Source organism: Georgenia ruanii (genome assembly GCF_009193175.1).
GTDB lineage: Bacteria > Actinomycetota > Actinomycetes > Actinomycetales > Actinomycetaceae > Georgenia > Georgenia ruanii.
The window spans coordinates 118117-134617 of record NZ_VUKE01000003.1 but is presented as its reverse complement, the minus strand read 5'-3'; the positions used below and the strand labels follow the sequence as shown (position 1 = coordinate 134617).

The following is a 16501-nucleotide window of genomic DNA, read 5'->3' as shown; positions in this document are numbered from 1 at the left end:
GTGACCCAGCAGAGCACCCGTCCCGCCGCCGACCTCGCCCCCCGGGCGATCGGCACCGTCTACGTCACCGGTGGCTCGAGCGGCCTCGGTGCCGCCGTCGTCGAGGCCGTGCGGCAGGCGGGTGGCACCCCGGCGGTGCTGGACCGGGTGCCGCCCGCCGACGGCGTCGCCTTCGCCGCGGTGGACCTGGCCGACTCGGCGGTGGCCGCCGCGGCGGTGGCGGACCTCGTCGAGCGGGTGGGGCCGCCGTCGGCCGTGGTGACGGCGGCGGGCACCGACGCCTGCGGGCCGCTGGCGGAGATCGACCCGGAGGCGTGGGAGCGGGTGGTGCGCGTCAACCTCTTCGGCACGGTCGCCGTCGTGCGCGCCTGCCTGCCCTCCCTCGAGCAGAGCCGCGGGACGGTCGTCACCGTCTCCTCGACCCTCGGGCTGCGCGGGGCCGACGCCGCCACCGCCTACTCGGCGTCGAAGTTCGCCGTCCGGGGCTTCTCCCAGGCGCTGGCCGCGGAGTACGCCGGCCGGGTGGGCGTGACGTGCCTCGTGCCCGGCGGGATGCGCACGGCGTTCTTCGACGGGCGCGACGAGCGGTTCCGCCCGGCGCCCGACCAGGACCTCAACGATCCCGCGCACACCGCCGCCACCGTCATCACCGCGCTGCGCCAGCCGGTGGGCAGCGAGATCCGCGAGATGCTGGTCATGGCGTCCAGGGAGACCTCCTGGCCGTGACGACGGCGGCCGCCGGGCAGGGCGGGCCGGACGGCGACGTCCTGGTGCTGCGCGCCCTGGGCCTCGGCGACGCCCTCACCGGGATCGCGCCGCTGCGCGGGGTGCGGCGGGCGTGGCCGCGCCGCCGGATCGTGCTGGCCGCCCCGGCCGGCGTGGGCGGGTGGCTGCGCGGCCTCGGGGTCGTCGACGCCGTGCTGCCGACGACGGCCGTCGAGACCCTGGACGGTGTCCGGCTCGACCCCGCGGGGCTGCGCCCCGGGCACGTCGCGGTGAACCTGCACGGCCGCGGGCCGCAGAGCCACCGGGTCCTGGCCGCCACCCATCCCGCGCGCCTGGTCGCCTTCGCCAACGCCGAGGCCGGGCACGACGGCCCGCCCTGGCGGACGGGAGAGCACGAGGTGACGCGCTGGTGCCGCCTGGTCCGTTCGGCCGGCGGCGCGTGCGACGCCGAGGACCTGCGCCTGCCCGTCCCGCCCGGTCCGCGCACCACGGTGGTGCTCCACCCCGGCGCGGCGTCCGCGGCGCGGCGCTGGCCGGTCCGGCGGTGGTCCGCCCTCGCCCGCCGGCTCGTCGCGGCGGGGCACCAGGTGCTCCTGACCGGCTCGGCCGGCGAGGCCGACGTCTGCGGCGAGGTTCTCGCGGGCGCGTCGGCCGGGGGCACCCCGGTCGAGGCGTCCGGGGCCGCGCCGGCCAACGGGCCCCGGACCACCCCGCCCATCCGCTCCCTCACCGGCACGCTCGACCTGTCCGACCTGGCCGACGTCGTCGGCCGCGCCCGCCTCGTGGTCTGCGGCGACACCGGCGTGGCCCACCTGGCCACCGCCCTCGGCACGCCGTCGGTCCTGCTCTTCGGCCCGGTCTCCCCCGCGGCGTGGGGCCCGGCCGTCGACCCGCACCTGCACACCGTCCTCTGGCACGGCGACGGCGCCGGCGATCCCCACGGCACCACCGTCGACCCCGCGCTGGCCGCCATCGGTGCCGACGAGGCGTGGGCCGCCGTCGAGCGTGCCCTGGCCGCCGTGGCGGCCTGACGGCGTCAGCCCTTCGTGCCCGGCTCGTTGCGGCGGGTCTCGAACTCGCTGTGCCCGTTGGGGCACTTGGGGATCTTGTCGCCCTGCGTGACGTGGACCTTCTCGTCGCACTTCGCGCAGTAGAAGTCACCCGTCTTCTGGGCCCTCTCGCCCGCGTGCGCTGCCATGTCCCACCTGTGTCTCCGGGGCGCCTCCTCGGGCGTCCTCTTGCCGGTTCGTCCAGCGAGTCACGCCGTCTCGCTCTGCGCCCGGGCGAACCACTCCACCGTCCGGGCCAGCCCCTCCTCCCACGGCACCCGCGGGCGCCAGCCGAGGACGTGCAGGGCCCGCGTGGTGTCCGGGCGGCGCACCTTCGGGTCGTCCACCGGGCGCGGGACGTGCTCGATCCGCGAGGCGGAGCCGGTGGCGGCGATGACGTCCTCGGCGATCTCGCGCACCGAGCGCTCGTGCGGGTTGCCGATGTTGATCGGGCCCGGGTGGTCGCTCGCGGCCATCGCGAGCACCCCGGCCACCAGGTCGTCGACGTAGCACACCGACCGGGTCTGGCTGCCGTCGCCGGCCACGGTCAGCGGCTCGCCGGCCAGCGCCTGCCGGATGAAGGTCGGGATCGCCCGCCCGTCGTGGGGGCGCATCCGCGGCCCGTAGGTGTTGAAGATCCGCACGATGCCGGTGTCGACGCCGTGCGCGGACCGGTAGGCCGTGACCAGCGCCTCGCCGTAGCGCTTGGCCTCGTCGTAGACCCCCCGCGGCCCGATCGGGTTGACGTGGCCCCAGTAGTCCTCGCCCTGCGGGTGCACCTGCGGGTCGCCGTAGACCTCCGACGTCGAGGCCAGCACGAACCGGGCACCCTTGTCCCAGGCCAGCCGCAGCGCCCGCTCGGTACCGACCGATCCCACCCGCAGCGTCTCGATGGGCAGCTCGAGGTAGTCCACCGGCGAGGCCGGCGAGGCGAAGTGCAGCACGAGGTCGACGTCGCCGCGCACGTGGGTGTTCTCGGTGACGTCACAGTGCACGAGCTCGAAGCCCGGGTGCCCCAGCAGGCCCGCGACGTTCTGCGGGGTCCCGGTGAGGAAGTTGTCCAGGCACACCACCTGCCAACCGCGGGCCAGGAGCGTCTCGCACAGGTGGCTGCCGAGGAACCCGGCGCCCCCGGTCACCACCGCACGGCCCGGCGCGCCGGCCGGCCTGTGCACCGCCTGCAGCGTTCTCATCGGCGTCCTCCTTCGGACATCGGTTCGGGCGCCGGCCCGGCTGGCGCGGCCCGCTCCAGCAGGTCCAGCTGCTCCAGCACGTGGGCGGTGGTGCGGTGGCGGGCACGCCGGGCGGCGGGCAGCTCGCGCAGCGCGTCGCGCACCCCCGCCCGCGCGGGCGCCCCCGCCCGCGCCGCCCGCCAGCCCCGGGCGACCGCCCGCCGCCACGGCAGGCGCATGGCCCCGGTGAGCACCGAGGCACGGGTGATGGCGCGCACCCGCTCGTCCGGGGCGTGCCGCCGAGGTGACGGGTGGTGGTGGACGACGACGTCGTCCAGATAGCTCATCGCCCACCCGAGCCGGGCGAGGTCGAGGGCGAGGCGCTCCTCCTCGCCGGGGAAGCGCACCACCGGGTCGAACCCTCCCGCCATGAGGAAGGCGTCCGTGCGGACCATGGCACCACAGGCGACGAAGCCGAGCAGCGGCGCACCCGGCACCCCGTCCGGCCGGGGCAGCGGCGAGGCCGCCATCTCCGCGCACACCGGGTCCAGCCGCTCCTCCGGACCGACGAGGATGCGGGCGTTGACCACCGCGAGGCGGGGGTGCGCCGCCAGCGTCGCCGCGGCGGCGCCCAACGCGCCGGGCGCCCACCAGGAGTCGTCGTCGGCGAACGCGACGAACTCCGTCGTGGCGCGGGCGACGCCCAGGGTGCGGGCGAAGGCGCCCATGTTCCGCCGTAGCCGGACGACGGTGACGTCCGGATGCGCGGCCCGCACCGCTTCCGCGCTGCCGTCGGTCGAGGCGTTGTCGACGTAGACCACCGGGGCCCGGTGCCGGGCGAGGCTGGCCAGCAGCTCCTCGCGACGGTTGCGGCTGGCGACGACGACCGTGACCCGGACGTCCTCGATGAGGGAGCGGCTGACATGGGCATGCTCGAGGCGGTGGACCCCCTCGGCCACGGTGCGCTGCAGCATCGCCCTCCCTCGCGAACGGCGGCGGGACGCGCCGGGATACCGGCCCGGAGTAGGCGCCACCGTGGCACGAGCCCCGGGCGCCCGCATCCCGAGCCCCGGCCCGGCTGGATTGCGCCGGACGTCCCGTGGTTTCCGCCGGTGGGCGGTGCCACACTGGTGGTGTCGCGACGCACGGGTGCCTGTCCTGGCATGCGCCGTGGCGCGACCGGTTTTCTCGTCGGGGGAAGGGGAACCGGAATGCCCACCGGGGTCGAGTTCGACGTGCTCTCGCGGGCCGAGTGCCTGCGGCTGCTGCCGCCCGCCGGGTTGGGCTGGGTGTGCTACGCCGGTGCCGAGCACCCGCGCATGGTGCCCGTGCGCTTCGTCGTCCACGAGCGCGAGATGGTCTTCCGCACCGGGTACGGCGAGCGACTGGCGGCCGCGGTGCACGAGCCCGTGATGACGCTCGGCGTCGAGGCGCTCGACCCCGTCATGGGCACCGGCTGGTACGTCACCGTGACCGGGCGGGCCCGGCTCGTCGGCGACCCCCTCGTCAACGTGGGCCTGCCGCCGCTGTGGTTCGGTGCAGGGCAGCTCCTGGTGGGCATCCCCGTCGAGGAGGTCGCCGGCCGGCGGATCCTCCCCGAGGCCGCGTCGTCCCCGCGGGTCCGTCCGCTGCGCCGGGTGGAGCGCGACGCCACGCTGCAGATCGCCTGACGGCCGGGCCGACATCCTTCAAGTGCCGGCGGGGCGCTCGGGTCCGGCGCCCACGGCGGTGCACCCGCGCGGCTTCGTCGAGTTGCCGACCGGTCCGGCCCGGCAGAACCTGGGGGCCGAGCCATCCGGCCGCCTCGGCCTCCACGGCATCGCGCCGCGCGATCGTCGAGGGACCGGGCACCCACGCCGGCGCCCCGCCCGGCCTTCCCCCGAGGAGACGCCATGGCCACGGCCCGTCAGGCCCCGCACGAGGAGCATCCCGCGAAGCCCGACTCCCCCACCGACCTCCGCAAGCCGTCGTGGGTCTACGTCACCAAGCGCACCTTCCGCGAGTTCATGGCCGACGACTGCACGGACCTCGCCGCGGGCCTGACGTACTACGCGGTGCTGTCGCTGTTCCCCGCGATCATCGCGCTCGTCTCCATCCTCAGCCTCGTCGGCCAGGCGGAAACCACGACGAAGACGCTGGAGAGCATGCTCGCTGACGTCGTGCCCGACACGACGATGCAAACCCTCGGTCCGGTCATCGACGCCCTCACTCACGTCCCCGCCCCAGGCGCCGGGCTCGTCATCGGTCTCCTCATCGCCCTGTGGAGCGCATCGAACTACGTCAACGCCTTCGGCCGGGCGATGAACCGCATGTACGAGGTGCCCGAGGGCCGGCCGATCTGGAAGCTGCGGCCCTTCATGTACGCCCTCACCGCCGTGGTGCTGGTGCTCGTGGCCATCGCCGCCGTGCTGCTCGTGGTCAGCGGGCCGATCGCCCGGGCCATCGGCGACATCATCGGGCTCGGCGACGTCGCGCTGACGGCGTGGAACATCGCGAAGTGGCCGGCGCTGCTGCTCGTGACCATCGTCGTCGTCGCCCTGCTCTACCACTTCACGCCCAACGTCAAGCAGCCGCGCTTCCGCTGGATCAGCCTGGGTGCCGTCATCGCCATCGTCACCGCGGCCCTCGCCGTCCTGGTGTTCGGCTTCTACGCCTCGCAGTTCGGCAGCTACAGCAAGACCTACGGCGCCCTGGCCGGTGTCATCATCTTCCTGCTGCTGCTGTGGATCACCAACCTCGCCCTGCTCTTCGGCGCGGAGTTCGACGCCGAGCTCGAGCGCGGCCGCGAGCTCCAGGGCGGCATCGAGGCGGAGGAGACGCTCCGCCTGCCGCCGCGGGACACCCGCGCCAGCGACAAGAAGGCCAAGAAGGCCGAGGAGGACATCGAGCGCGGCCGCGAGCTGCGCGAGCAGTTCGCGGACGAGCACGACGAGCGCGAGCCCGAGCCCGAACGCGTACCCGAGCGCGACCCGCGCCCCTGAGCCGCCGCGGCCGAGGGCCGAGGGCCGAGGGCCGAGGGCCACCGGATGCGACCGCCCTGGGCCGGTGCCACGGTGGATCCATGAGCGAGAACACCGGTGTGAGCCCGTCCGAGGAGCCCTACGACCCGGACAAGGACCCCGACGCCGACCCCGAGTCCCTGACCTCTCACGAGGCGTCCCACCAGCCCTCGCAGGCCGAGGGCGAGGACGACGAGGAGCAGTCCACGGGCAACGCCTGACGGACCGAGCAGCCACGTCGCCGCCCGCCTGGCCCGCGGCCCGCGGGCGGCACCACCGACGACGGGAGACCATGTGCGCGCACTGACCTGGCAGGGCAAGGAGGACGTCCGCGTCGAGGACGTCCCGGACCCGGAGATCGCCGAACCTACCGACGCCATCGTCAAGATCACCTCGACCGCCATCTGCGGCTCGGACCTCCACCTCTACAGCGTGCTGGGGGCGTTCCTCGACCCCGGCGACGTCCTCGGCCACGAGCCGATGGGCATCGTCCAAGAGGTCGGCCCGGAGGTCACGCACATCAAGCCCGGCGACCGGGTCGTCATCCCGTTCAACGTCTCCTGCGGCAGCTGCTGGATGTGCGCCCACGGGCTGCAGAGCCAGTGCGAGACCACCCAGGTGCGCGAGCAGGACAAGGGCGCCGCCCTGTTCGGCTACACCAAGCTCTACGGCCAGGTCCCCGGCGGCCAGGCGGAGTACCTCCGCGTGCCCCAGGCGCACTACGGCCCGATCCCCGTCCCCGACGACGGCGAGCCGGACGAGCGCTACCTCTACCTCTCCGACGTCCTGCCCACCGCCTGGCAGGCGGTCGAGTACGCCGACATCCCCGACGGCGGCTCCGTCGTCGTGCTCGGGCTCGGCCCGATCGGGCAGATGTCCGCCCGGATCGCCCGCCATCGCGGGGCGGCCGAGGTCATCGGCGTCGACCTCGTGCCCGAGCGGCTCGCGATGGCCCGTCGCCACGGCATCGACACCCTCGACCTGCGCGACGTCGAGGACCTGCCCGAGACCGTCCGCGGCCTGACGGGCGGGCGCGGCCCGGACAGCGTCATCGACGCGGTCGGGATGGAGGCCCACGGCTCGCTCGGCTCGAGCGTCGCCGAGGCGGTCCAGAAGGGCGCCGGCCTGCTGCCCGACGCGCTGGCCCGCCCGATGATCAAGAACCTCGGCGTGGACCGCCTCGGCGCGCTGCACCTGGCCATCTCCACGGTCCGGCGCGGGGGGACGGTCTCCCTCTCCGGCGTCTACGGCGGCGCGGTCGACCCCATGCCGATGATGGAGCTGTTCGACAAGCAGGTGAACCTGCGGATGGGGCAGGCCAACGTGCGCCGCTGGGTCGACGACCTCGTGCCGCTGGTGAGCGACTCGGCCGACCCGCTCGGCGTGCTGGACCTCCGCACCCACCGGCTGTCGCTCGAGGACGCCCCGGCGGCGTACGAGACCTTCCAGAAGAAGCAGGACGGCGCGATCAAGATCGTCCTCGACCCGACCATCCCGGCCACCCGCGCGCTGCACACGCCGGCCACCGACGCCGAGATCGCCGCGAACACCGCCGCCGACGTCGCGCCCGGGGCCCCCGAGGGGGCAGGACCGGCGGTGGACCGGCCATGAGGGTCGCCGTCGTCGGGGCCAGCGGCAACGTCGGCACGGCGGTGCTGCGGGCCCTGGCGGCCGAGCCGGCGGTGACGTCGGTGGTGGGCGTGGCCCGCCGGCCCCCGGACCGGCGGGCGGCCCCGTACGACGCGGCGGAGTGGGTCAGCGCCGACGTCGGCGCCCTGGCGATGAACGACGCCGCGGAGGAGGCGGTGGTCGCCCGCCTCGCCCGCGCGTTCGCGGGCGCGGACGCCGTCGTCCACCTGGCCTGGGTGCTCCAGCCCAACCACGACCGCGACGAGTTGCGGCGGGTCAACGTCGAGGGCACCCGCCGGGTCGCCGCGGCGTGCGCGCGGGCGGGCGTCGGCCAGCTGGTGGCCGCCTGCTCGGTGGCGTCCTACTCCCCGGTGGACGACGACGTCCCGCGCGAGGAGTCCTGGGCCACCGGCGGCATCCGCTCCTCGCACTACAGCGTGGACAAGGCCGCCGAGGAGCGCATCCTCGACGCGTTCGAGGCCGAGCACCCCGAGATCGCCGTCGCCCGGATGCGCACCGCCCTGGTCTTCCAGGCCGTGGCCGGCGCGCAGATCGCCCGGTACTTCCTCGGCCCCTGGGTGCCGGCGGGGCTGCTGCGCCCCGGCACGCTGCCGGTGCTGGCGCTGCCGGCCGGGCTGCGCCTGCAGGTGGTCCACGCCGACGACGCCGCCCGGGCGTACCTGCTCGCGGTGCTGCGCCGGGCCCGCGGGGCGTTCAACGTCGCCACCGACCCGGTGCTGCGGGCCGACGACCTCGCCCGGGTCCTCGACCACGGCCGCCTGGTCGAGGTGCCGCCGCGGCTCGTCCGCCCCGTCGTCGACCTGGCGTGGCGCTCCCGGGTCCTGGCCTCCGACGCCGGGTGGCTCGACATGGCCATGGGCGTGCCGCTCATGGACACCGCCCGGGTGCGCGCCCAGCTGGGCTGGGCGCCCCGGCACGACGCCGAGGAGACCCTCCGCGAGATGCTCGAGGGCATCGCCGACCGCGACGGCACGCCCAGCCCCACCATGCGCCCAGGCGACCGGCAGTTCCGCGACGTCCGCGAGACCGGCGGCCGCCACCGCGAGAGTCCGACCCCTGGAGACGTCATGGCCGCCCGCGTGCCTTCGCACATCGACGCCCACCTGCTGGGCCTGTACCTGTCGGACCACCTCACCGGGGCCACCGGGGGCGCCGACCGGATCCAGCACATGGCGCACGCGTACGCGGACACGGCAATGGGACCCGACCTGGCGGCCCTGGCCGACGAGATCACCGCGGCCCGGGAGGCGCTGCGCGCGATCATCGAGGCGCTCGACCTGCGCCAGCGGCCCTACCGGCAGGCGGCGGCGTGGGTGGCCGAGCGCGTCGGCCGGCTCAAGCTCAACGGCCGGGTCCTCACCCGGTCCCCGCTCACCCCCCTGCTCGAGCTCGAGCTCATGCGCGGGGCGGTCAACGGCCAGGCGGGGCTGTGGGAGACGCTCGCCGAGCTGGCCCCGGACCTGGGCCTGCCGCCCGAGCGCTTCGAGGAGCTCGTCGAGCGCTCGAAGGGCTTTTCCCCGCGACTGGAGCGGCTGCACGAGCTGGCCCGCGGGGAGGCGTTCCGCGCCGAGGTGGGCACGCAGCAGCCGGCCTGACCTCCCCACAACTTCCCCACGGCCAAAATGACGTTCTGGCTGCGACCAGAATGGCGTCCTGGTCGTACGGGGTGGGGGGTCAGCGGGGGTTCTCGTCCGGCTCGGAGCGCAGCAGGTCCGCGGCCTCCTCCTCGGGCCGCGGAGGCACCGTCTCGTCCTCCTCGAGCAGGACCGGCTCGTCGAAGTGCGGATCGTGGCGCAGGTGCGCCTCGTCGCGTCCCGCGACGCGCGGGGGTTGCGGTTCCGGCACCATGGCGACCTCCTCGCCGTCGTCGCCTCGTGCCCCCCAGCCTAGTGAGCATGGTCCGGGCCGGGTGCCTGGGGGCTACGCAGTCACGTGGCCGGCCGGCGCCAGCCGCCCGGCCCAGTCCGCAGCCGTCGCGGCGAGGATCTCCGACCATGGCGTCGGCTCGACCCTCAGGGCGGCGACCGTGGCCGCGGCGTCCATCTCGAAGGGCCGCTCGAACTGGTAGAGCAGCTCGCGGAGCTCGCGAAGGACCGGGACGACCGGCGAGAGCGCGGTCACCGCCACCCGCGGCAGACGACGGATCCGCGGCGCCGGCCGGCCGGCGATCCGGGCGAGCTCCTCGAGGACGGCGCGCACCGGGACGGGGCGGTTGGTCGGCACGTGCCAGGCCTGGCCCCAGGCCCGCTCGTCCGCCGCCGCGGCGGCGAGCGTGCGCGCGGCGTCGGGCACGTACGTCCAGCTGTGGGGGGCGTCCGGGTCGCCGAGCACCCACGTCGGCCGGCCGCTGAGCACCGGCCCGGCGTAATGGGCGAGGAGCCCGGTGGCGGGCGTGACGGCGGGCCCGAGGTAGTCCGAGGCACGGATCTCCACCGCCCGCAGACGACCCGCGTGGTGGGCGTCGAGCGCCTGCTCCCACAGCCTCGCCCGGAGGCGACCCTTGCGGGTGGTGGCGGCGAGGGGGTGGTCGGCCGTGATCGGGCCGCTGACGGGGCCGTAACCGTAGAGGTTGCCCATGGTGACAAGGACCGCGCCGCTGTCCTCGGCCGCCCGCAGCATGCCGGCGGCCAGCGGGGGCCAGTCCCGCGCCCACGCCTGGTAGCTCGCCGGGTTGGCGCAGTTGTACAGCGCGACCGCGCCCGCGACGTGGGGCATGAGCGCGCCGGGGACGGCGACGTCGGCGCTCACCCGGGCGATGCGGGGGTGCACCGGACCGCGCCCGGAGCGGGTGACGACACGGACGTCGTGCTCCTGCCCGGCCAGCAGCGTGGCAAGCGCGGAGCCCACCGGCCCGGCCCCGATGACGACGTGCAACGACATGCCAACCTCTACTGAAGAGAGCGGTGTTCTCGATTGCGATCACTGTCCTCTCCTGCCCGCCTGCGTGTCAAGAGCGGTGCTCACGTTGCAGAGCAGCGCTGCACAACCGGTGCACTGTTCGCTCCGATGGCAGACTGGGCCCATGGCCGCCACCCCGGGAGTGCGCGAGCGAGCCCGCCGCGAGCTCGTCCGCGAGATCACCGATGTCGCCCGACGCCAGCTCGCCGAGCTCGGCGCCGCCAACCTCTCGGTCCGTGCCGTGACCCGGGAGCTGGGCATGGCCCCGTCCGCGGTCTACCGCTACTTTCCCAACCGGGACGCGCTCCTCACCGCGCTGATCGTCGACGCCTACGAGGGCGTGGGGGCGGCGGCAGCGGCCGCCGAGGAGGCCTGTCCCCGCGAGGACCACGCCGCGCGCTGGCTCGCTGTCTTCCACGGCGTGCGCGAGTGGGCGCTCGCGCACCGGCACGAGTACGCCCTCGTCTACGGCTCGCCGGTGCCGGGCTACGAGGCGCCGCCGGACACCGTCGCCCCCGCCACCCGCGTGGTCTTCCGGCTGGCCGGCATCGCCATCGAGGCGGCCCGCGGCCCGGGGCTCACCCCGCTCCCCGCCCCGCCCCTGAGCGAGACGCTGCGCCAGGACGCCGCAGCCCGCGCCGCGGACGCCGCCGCCACCCTGCCCACGGACGTGTCCGCCGGGCTGCGCGAGGTCGACCCGGCGGTGGTCATCGCCGTCGTCGACGCCTGGACGCTGCTCTTCGGTGCCGTCAGCTTCGAGCTCTTCGGGCACTACCACCGCACGATCGAGGCCCGCGCCGACCACCTCGACCATCTCGCCCGCACCAGCGGACGGGCCGTCGGCATCCGAGGCCTCTAGGCCCGCCCCGGTCCTCGGCACGCTCGCCGGTAGCATCGCGGTGTTTCGCCATCGCCGGCGCCCACCATGGAGGCGAGATGCTCGAGGTCGATCTGCCCGACGGGCCGGGCAGCGCGCTCGTGCGCGGCTTCGCGGCCTGCCTGTCGGCCGTCACCGAGGTGCCCCTGGCGGAGCTCCCGGCCCTGGCCGACGAGCCCCTCCCCCACGCCCTCGCGGCATGGAAGGGCTGGCTGGCCGGCTGGGGCTCCGGCCTGGTGCCCCTCGCCGACCCCCGGTCCTTCCAGTGGGCGGGGTGGTGGATCGCCGTCGTCGACGGCAGCGCGAGCCCGTCCGCCGACGGGCCCCGGCGGCAGGCGGCCGCGCTGGCGTTCGGGACCCCGCCCGGCGTGGTGCTCAGCCCGCAGGACCCCGCCCTGCTCGGCCGGGCCACCGCGGACCTGCCCATCGACGCCGCCTACGTCGTCGCGTCGCTGGACCCGGTGCTCGCGCCCCAGGCCGCGCAGCCGGCCCTCTCCGGCACCGTCGAGCAGATCGCGATCGCCCCGGACGCCGAGGCGCCGATGCGGATCGTCGACGTCGCGCGGGCGATCGCCGGGCGGGGGCTGGACGGCGACCGCTACGCGCGCCAGGCCGGCACCTTCAGCCCCCGGGCGGGCCACCGGCCCGGCTACGAGCTCACGCTGATCGCCGCCGAGGTCGTCGAGGAGCTCACCGCCCGGGACGCCGCGCTGGACTTCGCCAGCACCAGGCGCAACGTCCTCACCCGGGGGATCGACGTCAACGCGCTGGTCGGCCGCGACTTCCGCATCGGCGACGTCCGCTGCCGCGGGCTGCGGCTCGCCGAGCCGTGCGCCCACCTGGAGCGGCTGGCCGGGCCGGGTCTGCTGCGCCCGCTGATCCACCGCGGCGGGCTGCGCGTCGACATCCTCAGCGACGGAGAGATCCGGCCGGGCTCCGCGATCACGACGTAGCTGGGCCAGCGGCCGCGCGGCGGCGGTGCATCTCCGCCCCGCACCGCGCGGCCGCGCCCGGATCGCGGCCGCGCCCTACGATCGGGCTCGTGCGTGCGACGACGATCTACGGCCCCCAGGACGTCCGGCTCGAGGAGGTGCCCGACCCGCAGCTGATCCGGCCCACCGATGCCGTGGTCAAGGTGGTCGCCGCGTGCGTGTGCGGCTCGGACCTGTGGCGGTACCGCGGCGTGGTGCCGGTGAAGCCGGGCAGCCGGATCGGGCACGAGTTCGTGGGGGTCGTGCAGGAGGTCGGCGACGAGGTCCGCACCCTCACCCCCGGGGACTTCGTCGTCGCCCCGTTCTCGTACAGCTGCGGCGTGTGCGTGAACTGCCGCAACGGCATCCAGACCTCCTGCGTGCGGGGCGGCTTCTGGGCCGGGCCGGACCGCGACGGCGACCTCGTCGACGGCGGGCAGGGCGAGTACGTGCGCGCGCCGCTGGCGGACGGCACCCTCGTCAAGGTGCCCGAGGCCCCGGCCGAGGACCTGCTCGCCTCCGTCCTCACCCTCACCGACGTCCTGGGCACCGGCCACCACGCCGCGGTCCGCGGCGGCGCCGGACCGGGCAGGGTCGTCGCCGTCGTGGGCGACGGTGCCGTGGGGCTGTGCGCGACGCTGGCCGCCAAGCGGCTGGGCGCCGACCGCGTCATCACCTTCTCCCGGCATCCGGACAGGCAGGCCGTCGCCCGCTCCTTCGGCGCCGACGAGATCATCGCCGAGCGCGGGGAGGAGGGCGCCGCCGCCCTGCGCGACCTCACCTCCGGCCCCGGCGCCGACGTCGTCATCGAGGCGGTGGGCAACCAGGCCTCGATGGAGCAGGCGATCGCCAGCGCCCGCCCGGGCGGCAACGTCGGGTACGTCGGCGTGCCCAACGGCGTCTCCCAGCTGCCGATCAAGGCCTTGTTCAACGGCAACGTCAACCTGCTCGGCGGCGTCGCGCCGGTGCGTGCCTACATCGAGGAGCTGCTGGCCGACGTCCTGGCCCGCCGGATCGCGCCCGGCCGGGTCTTCGACCGCACGGTGCCCCTCGCCGACGTCGCCGACGCCTACGCGGCGATGGACCGGCGCGAGGCCATCAAGGTGATGCTGCGCCCCTGACGTGCCCCGCCCGGTCAGCCGAGCAGCGTCAGGAGGTGGTCGGCGAAGCGGCCGGCCGCGCCCGGGGCGTGGGTGAGGAACAGGTCCGGCTCGATGAGCTCGAGCTCCATCAGCGCCGGGGCGCCGTCGAGGTCCACGAGGTCCACCCGGGCGTAGGCGGCCTCGCCCGGCACCGCGGCGAGGGCGTGGGCCGCCACCGCCAGCTCCGCCGCCGTCGGCTCCACCGCCCGGGTCTGCCCGCCGTGGTGGCCCTGCACCCGGTAGTCGCCCGCGGCCGGCACCTTGCGCACGGCGTGGCTGTAGGCCCCGCCGAAGAACACCAGGGAGGTCTCGCCGCGCTCGACGACGGCGGGCACGAAGGGCTGGACCAGCGCGTCGCCGGCGGTGGTCAGCCCCGCCAGGTGCTCCAGGGCGCCGGGGGCGTCGGCGGGCACCCGGAGCACCCCGGCCGCGCCGGCGGAGACGGCCGGCTTGAGGACCACCTCGCCGTCGAAGCGCCCCAGCACGGCGCCGAGCTCCGCGGTCCGCGCGGGGACGTGCATGGTCGGGACCACTGGCACGCCGGCGGCGGCGAGGTCGGCGAGGTAGCCCTTGTGCGCGTTCCACCCGAGCACCTGGGCGGGGTTGACGAGCGCGGACCGTTCGGCCACCGCCCCCGCCCAGGCGAGGAACTCGGCGCAGCGGGTGATGTAGTCCCAGGGGCTGCGCACCACCGTCAGCGGCGCCGCGGCCCAGTCCGTGCCCGGACCCCACGGCCGCACCTCGGCCCGCACCCCGCGGGCCACGAGCTCGGCCACCAGCAGCGGGGCCTCCGGGTCGGCCTCGGTGTGCCCGGTGACGAGGAGGACGTCGGCGGGGGCGTCCTCGGTGGCGGGCGGCGGGGCGGCCACGAGATAACGGTCGGAGGTGTTCGGCATGGGAGGACCCCACCACGTCGCACCCGCCGCGCGCCAGCCCGGGCCCAGGCGGAGCCGTCCTCAGGCGGCGGGCCGGCTCCGCAGCCGCTTGCCCACGTCGCGCACGAGGACGACGGCGGCGGCCAGCGCGCTCTCCAGGGGCTCGGCGGCGGTGTCGAGGCCGGCGAGGATGGCGTGCGCGCGGGCGGCGAACCCCTCGGGGGCCCCGGGCAGCCGGTCGGCGGCGGCGATGGCGCCTCGCTCGTCCACCAGCCAGCGCCCCGCCCGGCCGTGGATGGCGTGGGCGCACATGAGCAGGGCGCGGGCGAGGCACGCGGCGACGTAGGTGGTGTCGTGGCGCGGCACGCCCCGGTGCGCCACCTCCACCAGCAGGTTGGCCTCCCACAGCGAGGCCACGAGCGCCTCGGCGAGTGCCTCCGGGTAGTCCTGGAACCGCTCGTGCCAGACCGCCAGCTCGCCGGTGGGGTCTGCCAGCACGACGCCGAGCGCCAGCTCGCCGACGTAGGCGAAGTCGGGCACCCCCAGCGGGTGCCCCACGGCGTGGTGGAAGTCAAAGGTGCCGTCGCGGGCGTCGTCCCAGGCGCGCAGCACCCGGCCCAGGTCGCGGTAGCTCCAGTCGACGACCACCCCGCCCACGTGCAGCCAGGCGCCGCCGTCGGCCCACCGCCCCCACTCGCCGGGTGCGGTGACGGTCGCCGTCGGCCGGTCGACCTCGCGGGCGATCGTCCCGAGCGCGGCGATGTCGAGCGGCGGGCGGTAGTACAGGGCCAGCTCCACGTCGGCGCCGGGGTGGTGCTCGTCCCGGGCACGGCTGCCCCCGAGGACCGTGCCGACGACGCCCTCGACGGCCGCGAGCCGCTGCGCGAGGCTGTCCAGCGCCTCGCGGCCGAAGGCGGTGCCGCTCGTCACGGCTCGATTGTGCGCGCGCCGCCCCCCTCGGGCGAGCGGATACCCCTCGCACCGTCCATCGGACGATGGTCGTCTCGCCCTGCCTCGAGCAACCGCGCTGGCCTACTGTCAGGGCACAGCGCGTCGGGCGACCGGACCGTCCAGCGGGGGGAGTGCGCCATGACCACCGGATCGGTGACGTGGGTCGACACCGGAAGGGGAAACGGGTTCCTCGCTGCTGCCGACAGCGGCGGCGACGTCGTGGTCCCCGCCTCCGCGATCGCCTTCCGATCAGCGGAAGTGCGCCAGGCGGGCGAGCCGGACGTCGGCCGGGGCTCCCAGGCCGCCAGCACCTGGCCCCTCTAGGACACCCGCCGTGCGGAATGCTCCGGCTCGCGAACCGCCACCCGCCAGCGTCGTCAGCCTGACCGTTTTCCACGGGGCCGGCCTCGCCGACCAGACCCCGCTGCTGCGCCCCTGGGGCGCCTCCCTCTACCTCGAGAGCCACGGCGCCCCGACCCTCCTGCTCGGCAGCTCCATGGGATTCCTCGCCGACCTCCGCTCGGGCGGGAATGCCGTCGCCGACCAGCTCGATGTCCTCACCCGGGACTCCGTCGCCAGCACCGCGCTGCTGCGCCGGATCAACCGCGCGCTGTCCCGGCCCACCAGCGCAGCCCACGTCACGTCCCTCATGAGCGACACCGCCGCCATGAGCGCGCTGCTGCGCCGGACCGGCGGCACCTTGTCCCCGCACACCAGCGCCCAGGCCGCCCTGCTGATCCAGCACGTCACGCTCGAGCCGTGGTGCCGCGGACACGGACTCGGCGCGCCCTTCGCCGGCACGCTCATCGACGGGTTCTCCCTCGGCCGGGACCACCTCCCCGTCCTGCTCGTCCCCCGACCCGACGGCTGGGCCGAGATGCTCGCCGCCGAGCGTCGCGTGGCGCAGACCGCGATCGAACGCTCCTGGGCGCGCATGGGCTTCACCCGCCACCGGGCCAGCGCCGAGGTGTGGTGGCTCGAGTCCGCGTCGCTACCACCGACGACCTGGCCGCCGGTGGACCACCTCACCCGGCCCCCGCACGGCTACCAGCCGGGGCCGCCCCGCGACATCCGGCGCCCCGACGCGAGCAACCATCAGCGCCGCACCCCGCTGGAGTGAACCACCCGCCGACGTGGCGGTCGCGGTCCGCACCCGGCGCGGGCACGTTCCCGGTGCCGAGCGCCCGCGGA

At 75.8% G+C, this 16501-nt stretch carries 19 protein-coding genes; 12 read left to right on the top strand and 7 right to left on the bottom strand.

Going from position 1 to position 16501, the window contains the following annotated elements; all coding sequences use genetic code 11:
* Together GD880_RS05090 and GD880_RS05085 are read left to right on the top strand one after the other, a co-directional pair.
* Window positions 1-726, top strand: coding sequence for an SDR family oxidoreductase (locus tag GD880_RS05090; protein WP_152230540.1), 726 nt, complete (start codon window positions 1-3; stop codon window positions 724-726).
* Window positions 723-1757 (top strand): glycosyltransferase family 9 protein, encoded by a 1035-nt coding sequence (locus GD880_RS05085; protein WP_152230539.1) that lies wholly within the window; start codon window positions 723-725, stop codon window positions 1755-1757. Before GD880_RS05090 ends, GD880_RS05085 begins: the two co-directional genes overlap by 4 nt.
* Before the next feature lie 5 nt (window positions 1758-1762).
* Here the strand turns inward: GD880_RS05085 and GD880_RS05080 are convergent, their stop codons facing one another.
* The 3 genes from GD880_RS05080 to GD880_RS05070 are packed head-to-tail and all read right to left on the bottom strand — an operon-like array spanning window position 1763 to window position 3921.
* Entirely contained in the window at window positions 1763-1924 is a 162-nt protein-coding gene (locus tag GD880_RS05080; RefSeq protein WP_152230538.1) for a zinc ribbon-containing protein, read from the bottom strand.
* A gap of 60 nt (window positions 1925-1984) precedes the next feature.
* Window positions 1985-2968, bottom strand: a complete 984-nt coding sequence (locus GD880_RS05075) for a UDP-glucuronic acid decarboxylase family protein (RefSeq protein WP_152230537.1) — start codon at window positions 2966-2968, stop codon at window positions 1985-1987.
* Window positions 2965-3921, bottom strand: coding sequence for a glycosyltransferase family 2 protein (locus GD880_RS05070; RefSeq protein ID WP_152230536.1), 957 nt, complete (start codon window positions 3919-3921; stop codon window positions 2965-2967). The genes GD880_RS05075 and GD880_RS05070 overlap by 4 nt, the downstream gene beginning before the upstream one ends.
* A 237-nt stretch (window positions 3922-4158) precedes the next feature.
* On the opposite strand from GD880_RS05070, the gene GD880_RS20250 reads away from it, so the two are divergent.
* The 5 genes from GD880_RS20250 to GD880_RS05050 all read left to right on the top strand — a co-directional run bounded on the left by GD880_RS20250 (window position 4159) and on the right by GD880_RS05050 (window position 9191).
* Window positions 4159-4617 (top strand): pyridoxamine 5'-phosphate oxidase family protein, encoded by a 459-nt coding sequence (locus tag GD880_RS20250; RefSeq protein ID WP_193314367.1) that lies wholly within the window; start codon window positions 4159-4161, stop codon window positions 4615-4617.
* Window positions 4618-4839: 222 nt separating this feature from the next.
* Entirely contained in the window at window positions 4840-5928 is a 1089-nt protein-coding gene (locus GD880_RS05060; protein ID WP_226909392.1) for a YihY/virulence factor BrkB family protein, read from the top strand.
* Window positions 5929-6008: 80 nt separating this feature from the next.
* Window positions 6009-6167, top strand: a complete 159-nt coding sequence (locus tag GD880_RS20245; protein WP_193314366.1) for a hypothetical protein — start codon at window positions 6009-6011, stop codon at window positions 6165-6167.
* Between the two features lie 73 nt (window positions 6168-6240).
* Entirely contained in the window at window positions 6241-7557 is a 1317-nt protein-coding gene (locus GD880_RS05055) for a zinc-dependent alcohol dehydrogenase (RefSeq protein WP_152230534.1), read from the top strand.
* Window positions 7554-9191 (top strand): NAD-dependent epimerase/dehydratase family protein, encoded by a 1638-nt coding sequence (locus GD880_RS05050; protein ID WP_152230533.1) that lies wholly within the window; start codon window positions 7554-7556, stop codon window positions 9189-9191. The genes GD880_RS05055 and GD880_RS05050 overlap by 4 nt, the downstream gene beginning before the upstream one ends.
* A gap of 79 nt (window positions 9192-9270) precedes the next feature.
* Here the strand turns inward: GD880_RS05050 and GD880_RS20240 are convergent, their stop codons facing one another.
* Together GD880_RS20240 and GD880_RS05045 are read right to left on the bottom strand one after the other, a co-directional pair.
* Window positions 9271-9444: a hypothetical protein gene (locus GD880_RS20240; RefSeq protein WP_193314381.1), complete on the bottom strand. Its 174-nt coding sequence runs from the start codon at window positions 9442-9444 to the stop codon at window positions 9271-9273.
* Between the two features lie 72 nt (window positions 9445-9516).
* Window positions 9517-10476 carry an NAD-dependent epimerase/dehydratase family protein gene (locus GD880_RS05045; protein ID WP_152230532.1) on the bottom strand — a complete coding sequence of 320 codons (960 nt, stop codon included), beginning with the start codon at window positions 10474-10476 and terminating at the stop codon, window positions 9517-9519.
* Window positions 10477-10618: 142 nt separating this feature from the next.
* Between GD880_RS05045 and GD880_RS05040 the strand changes: the two genes are divergently transcribed.
* The 3 genes from GD880_RS05040 (at window position 10619) to GD880_RS05030 (ending at window position 13463) form a co-directional block, all read left to right on the top strand.
* Window positions 10619-11353, top strand: a complete 735-nt coding sequence (locus tag GD880_RS05040) for a TetR/AcrR family transcriptional regulator (RefSeq protein ID WP_152230531.1) — start codon at window positions 10619-10621, stop codon at window positions 11351-11353.
* A 77-nt stretch (window positions 11354-11430) separates the two neighbouring features.
* The gene (locus tag GD880_RS20605; protein ID WP_226909391.1) at window positions 11431-12324 is read left to right on the top strand and encodes an MOSC domain-containing protein; all 894 of its coding nucleotides are present in this window, start codon (window positions 11431-11433) and stop codon (window positions 12322-12324) included.
* An 89-nt stretch (window positions 12325-12413) separates the two neighbouring features.
* Window positions 12414-13463 (top strand): zinc-binding dehydrogenase, encoded by a 1050-nt coding sequence (locus GD880_RS05030; protein WP_152230530.1) that lies wholly within the window; start codon window positions 12414-12416, stop codon window positions 13461-13463.
* Window positions 13464-13477: 14 nt separating this feature from the next.
* Here the strand turns inward: GD880_RS05030 and GD880_RS05025 are convergent, their stop codons facing one another.
* Window positions 13478-14380: an ATP-grasp domain-containing protein gene (locus tag GD880_RS05025; RefSeq protein ID WP_152230529.1), complete on the bottom strand. Its 903-nt coding sequence runs from the start codon at window positions 14378-14380 to the stop codon at window positions 13478-13480.
* A gap of 60 nt (window positions 14381-14440) precedes the next feature.
* A complete protein-coding gene (locus GD880_RS05020) occupies window positions 14441-15289 on the bottom strand; it encodes a nucleotidyltransferase family protein (protein WP_152230528.1) in 849 nt (282 codons plus the stop codon).
* Window positions 15290-15448: 159 nt separating this feature from the next.
* Between GD880_RS05020 and GD880_RS05015 the strand changes: the two genes are divergently transcribed.
* On the top strand, window positions 15449-15634 hold the full coding sequence (locus tag GD880_RS05015) for a S1 domain-containing protein (protein WP_152230527.1): 186 nt from the start codon (window positions 15449-15451) through the stop codon (window positions 15632-15634).
* Between the two features lie 10 nt (window positions 15635-15644).
* Window positions 15645-16430 carry a hypothetical protein gene (locus GD880_RS05010; RefSeq protein ID WP_152230526.1) on the top strand — a complete coding sequence of 262 codons (786 nt, stop codon included), beginning with the start codon at window positions 15645-15647 and terminating at the stop codon, window positions 16428-16430.
* Window positions 16431-16501: the final 71 nt, after the last annotated feature.

Coding starts and splice junctions, on each gene's coding strand:
- GD880_RS05080 (WP_152230538.1), bottom strand. CDS start 1,924: ATGGCAGCGCACGCGGGCGAGAGGGCCCAGAAGACGGGTGACTTCTAC.
- GD880_RS20245 (WP_193314366.1), top strand. CDS start 6,009: ATGAGCGAGAACACCGGTGTGAGCCCGTCCGAGGAGCCCTACGACCCG.
- GD880_RS05015 (WP_152230527.1), top strand. CDS start 15,449: ATGACCACCGGATCGGTGACGTGGGTCGACACCGGAAGGGGAAACGGG.
- GD880_RS05070 (WP_152230536.1), bottom strand. CDS start 3,921: ATGCTGCAGCGCACCGTGGCCGAGGGGGTCCACCGCCTCGAGCATGCC.
- GD880_RS20250 (WP_193314367.1), top strand. CDS start 4,159: ATGCCCACCGGGGTCGAGTTCGACGTGCTCTCGCGGGCCGAGTGCCTG.
- GD880_RS20240 (WP_193314381.1), bottom strand. CDS start 9,444: ATGGTGCCGGAACCGCAACCCCCGCGCGTCGCGGGACGCGACGAGGCG.
- GD880_RS05045 (WP_152230532.1), bottom strand. CDS start 10,476: ATGTCGTTGCACGTCGTCATCGGGGCCGGGCCGGTGGGCTCCGCGCTT.
- GD880_RS05060 (WP_226909392.1), top strand. CDS start 4,840: ATGGCCACGGCCCGTCAGGCCCCGCACGAGGAGCATCCCGCGAAGCCC.
- GD880_RS05040 (WP_152230531.1), top strand. CDS start 10,619: ATGGCCGCCACCCCGGGAGTGCGCGAGCGAGCCCGCCGCGAGCTCGTC.
- GD880_RS05050 (WP_152230533.1), top strand. CDS start 7,554: ATGAGGGTCGCCGTCGTCGGGGCCAGCGGCAACGTCGGCACGGCGGTG.
- GD880_RS05075 (WP_152230537.1), bottom strand. CDS start 2,968: ATGAGAACGCTGCAGGCGGTGCACAGGCCGGCCGGCGCGCCGGGCCGT.
- GD880_RS05025 (WP_152230529.1), bottom strand. CDS start 14,380: ATGCCGAACACCTCCGACCGTTATCTCGTGGCCGCCCCGCCGCCCGCC.
- GD880_RS20605 (WP_226909391.1), top strand. CDS start 11,431: ATGCTCGAGGTCGATCTGCCCGACGGGCCGGGCAGCGCGCTCGTGCGC.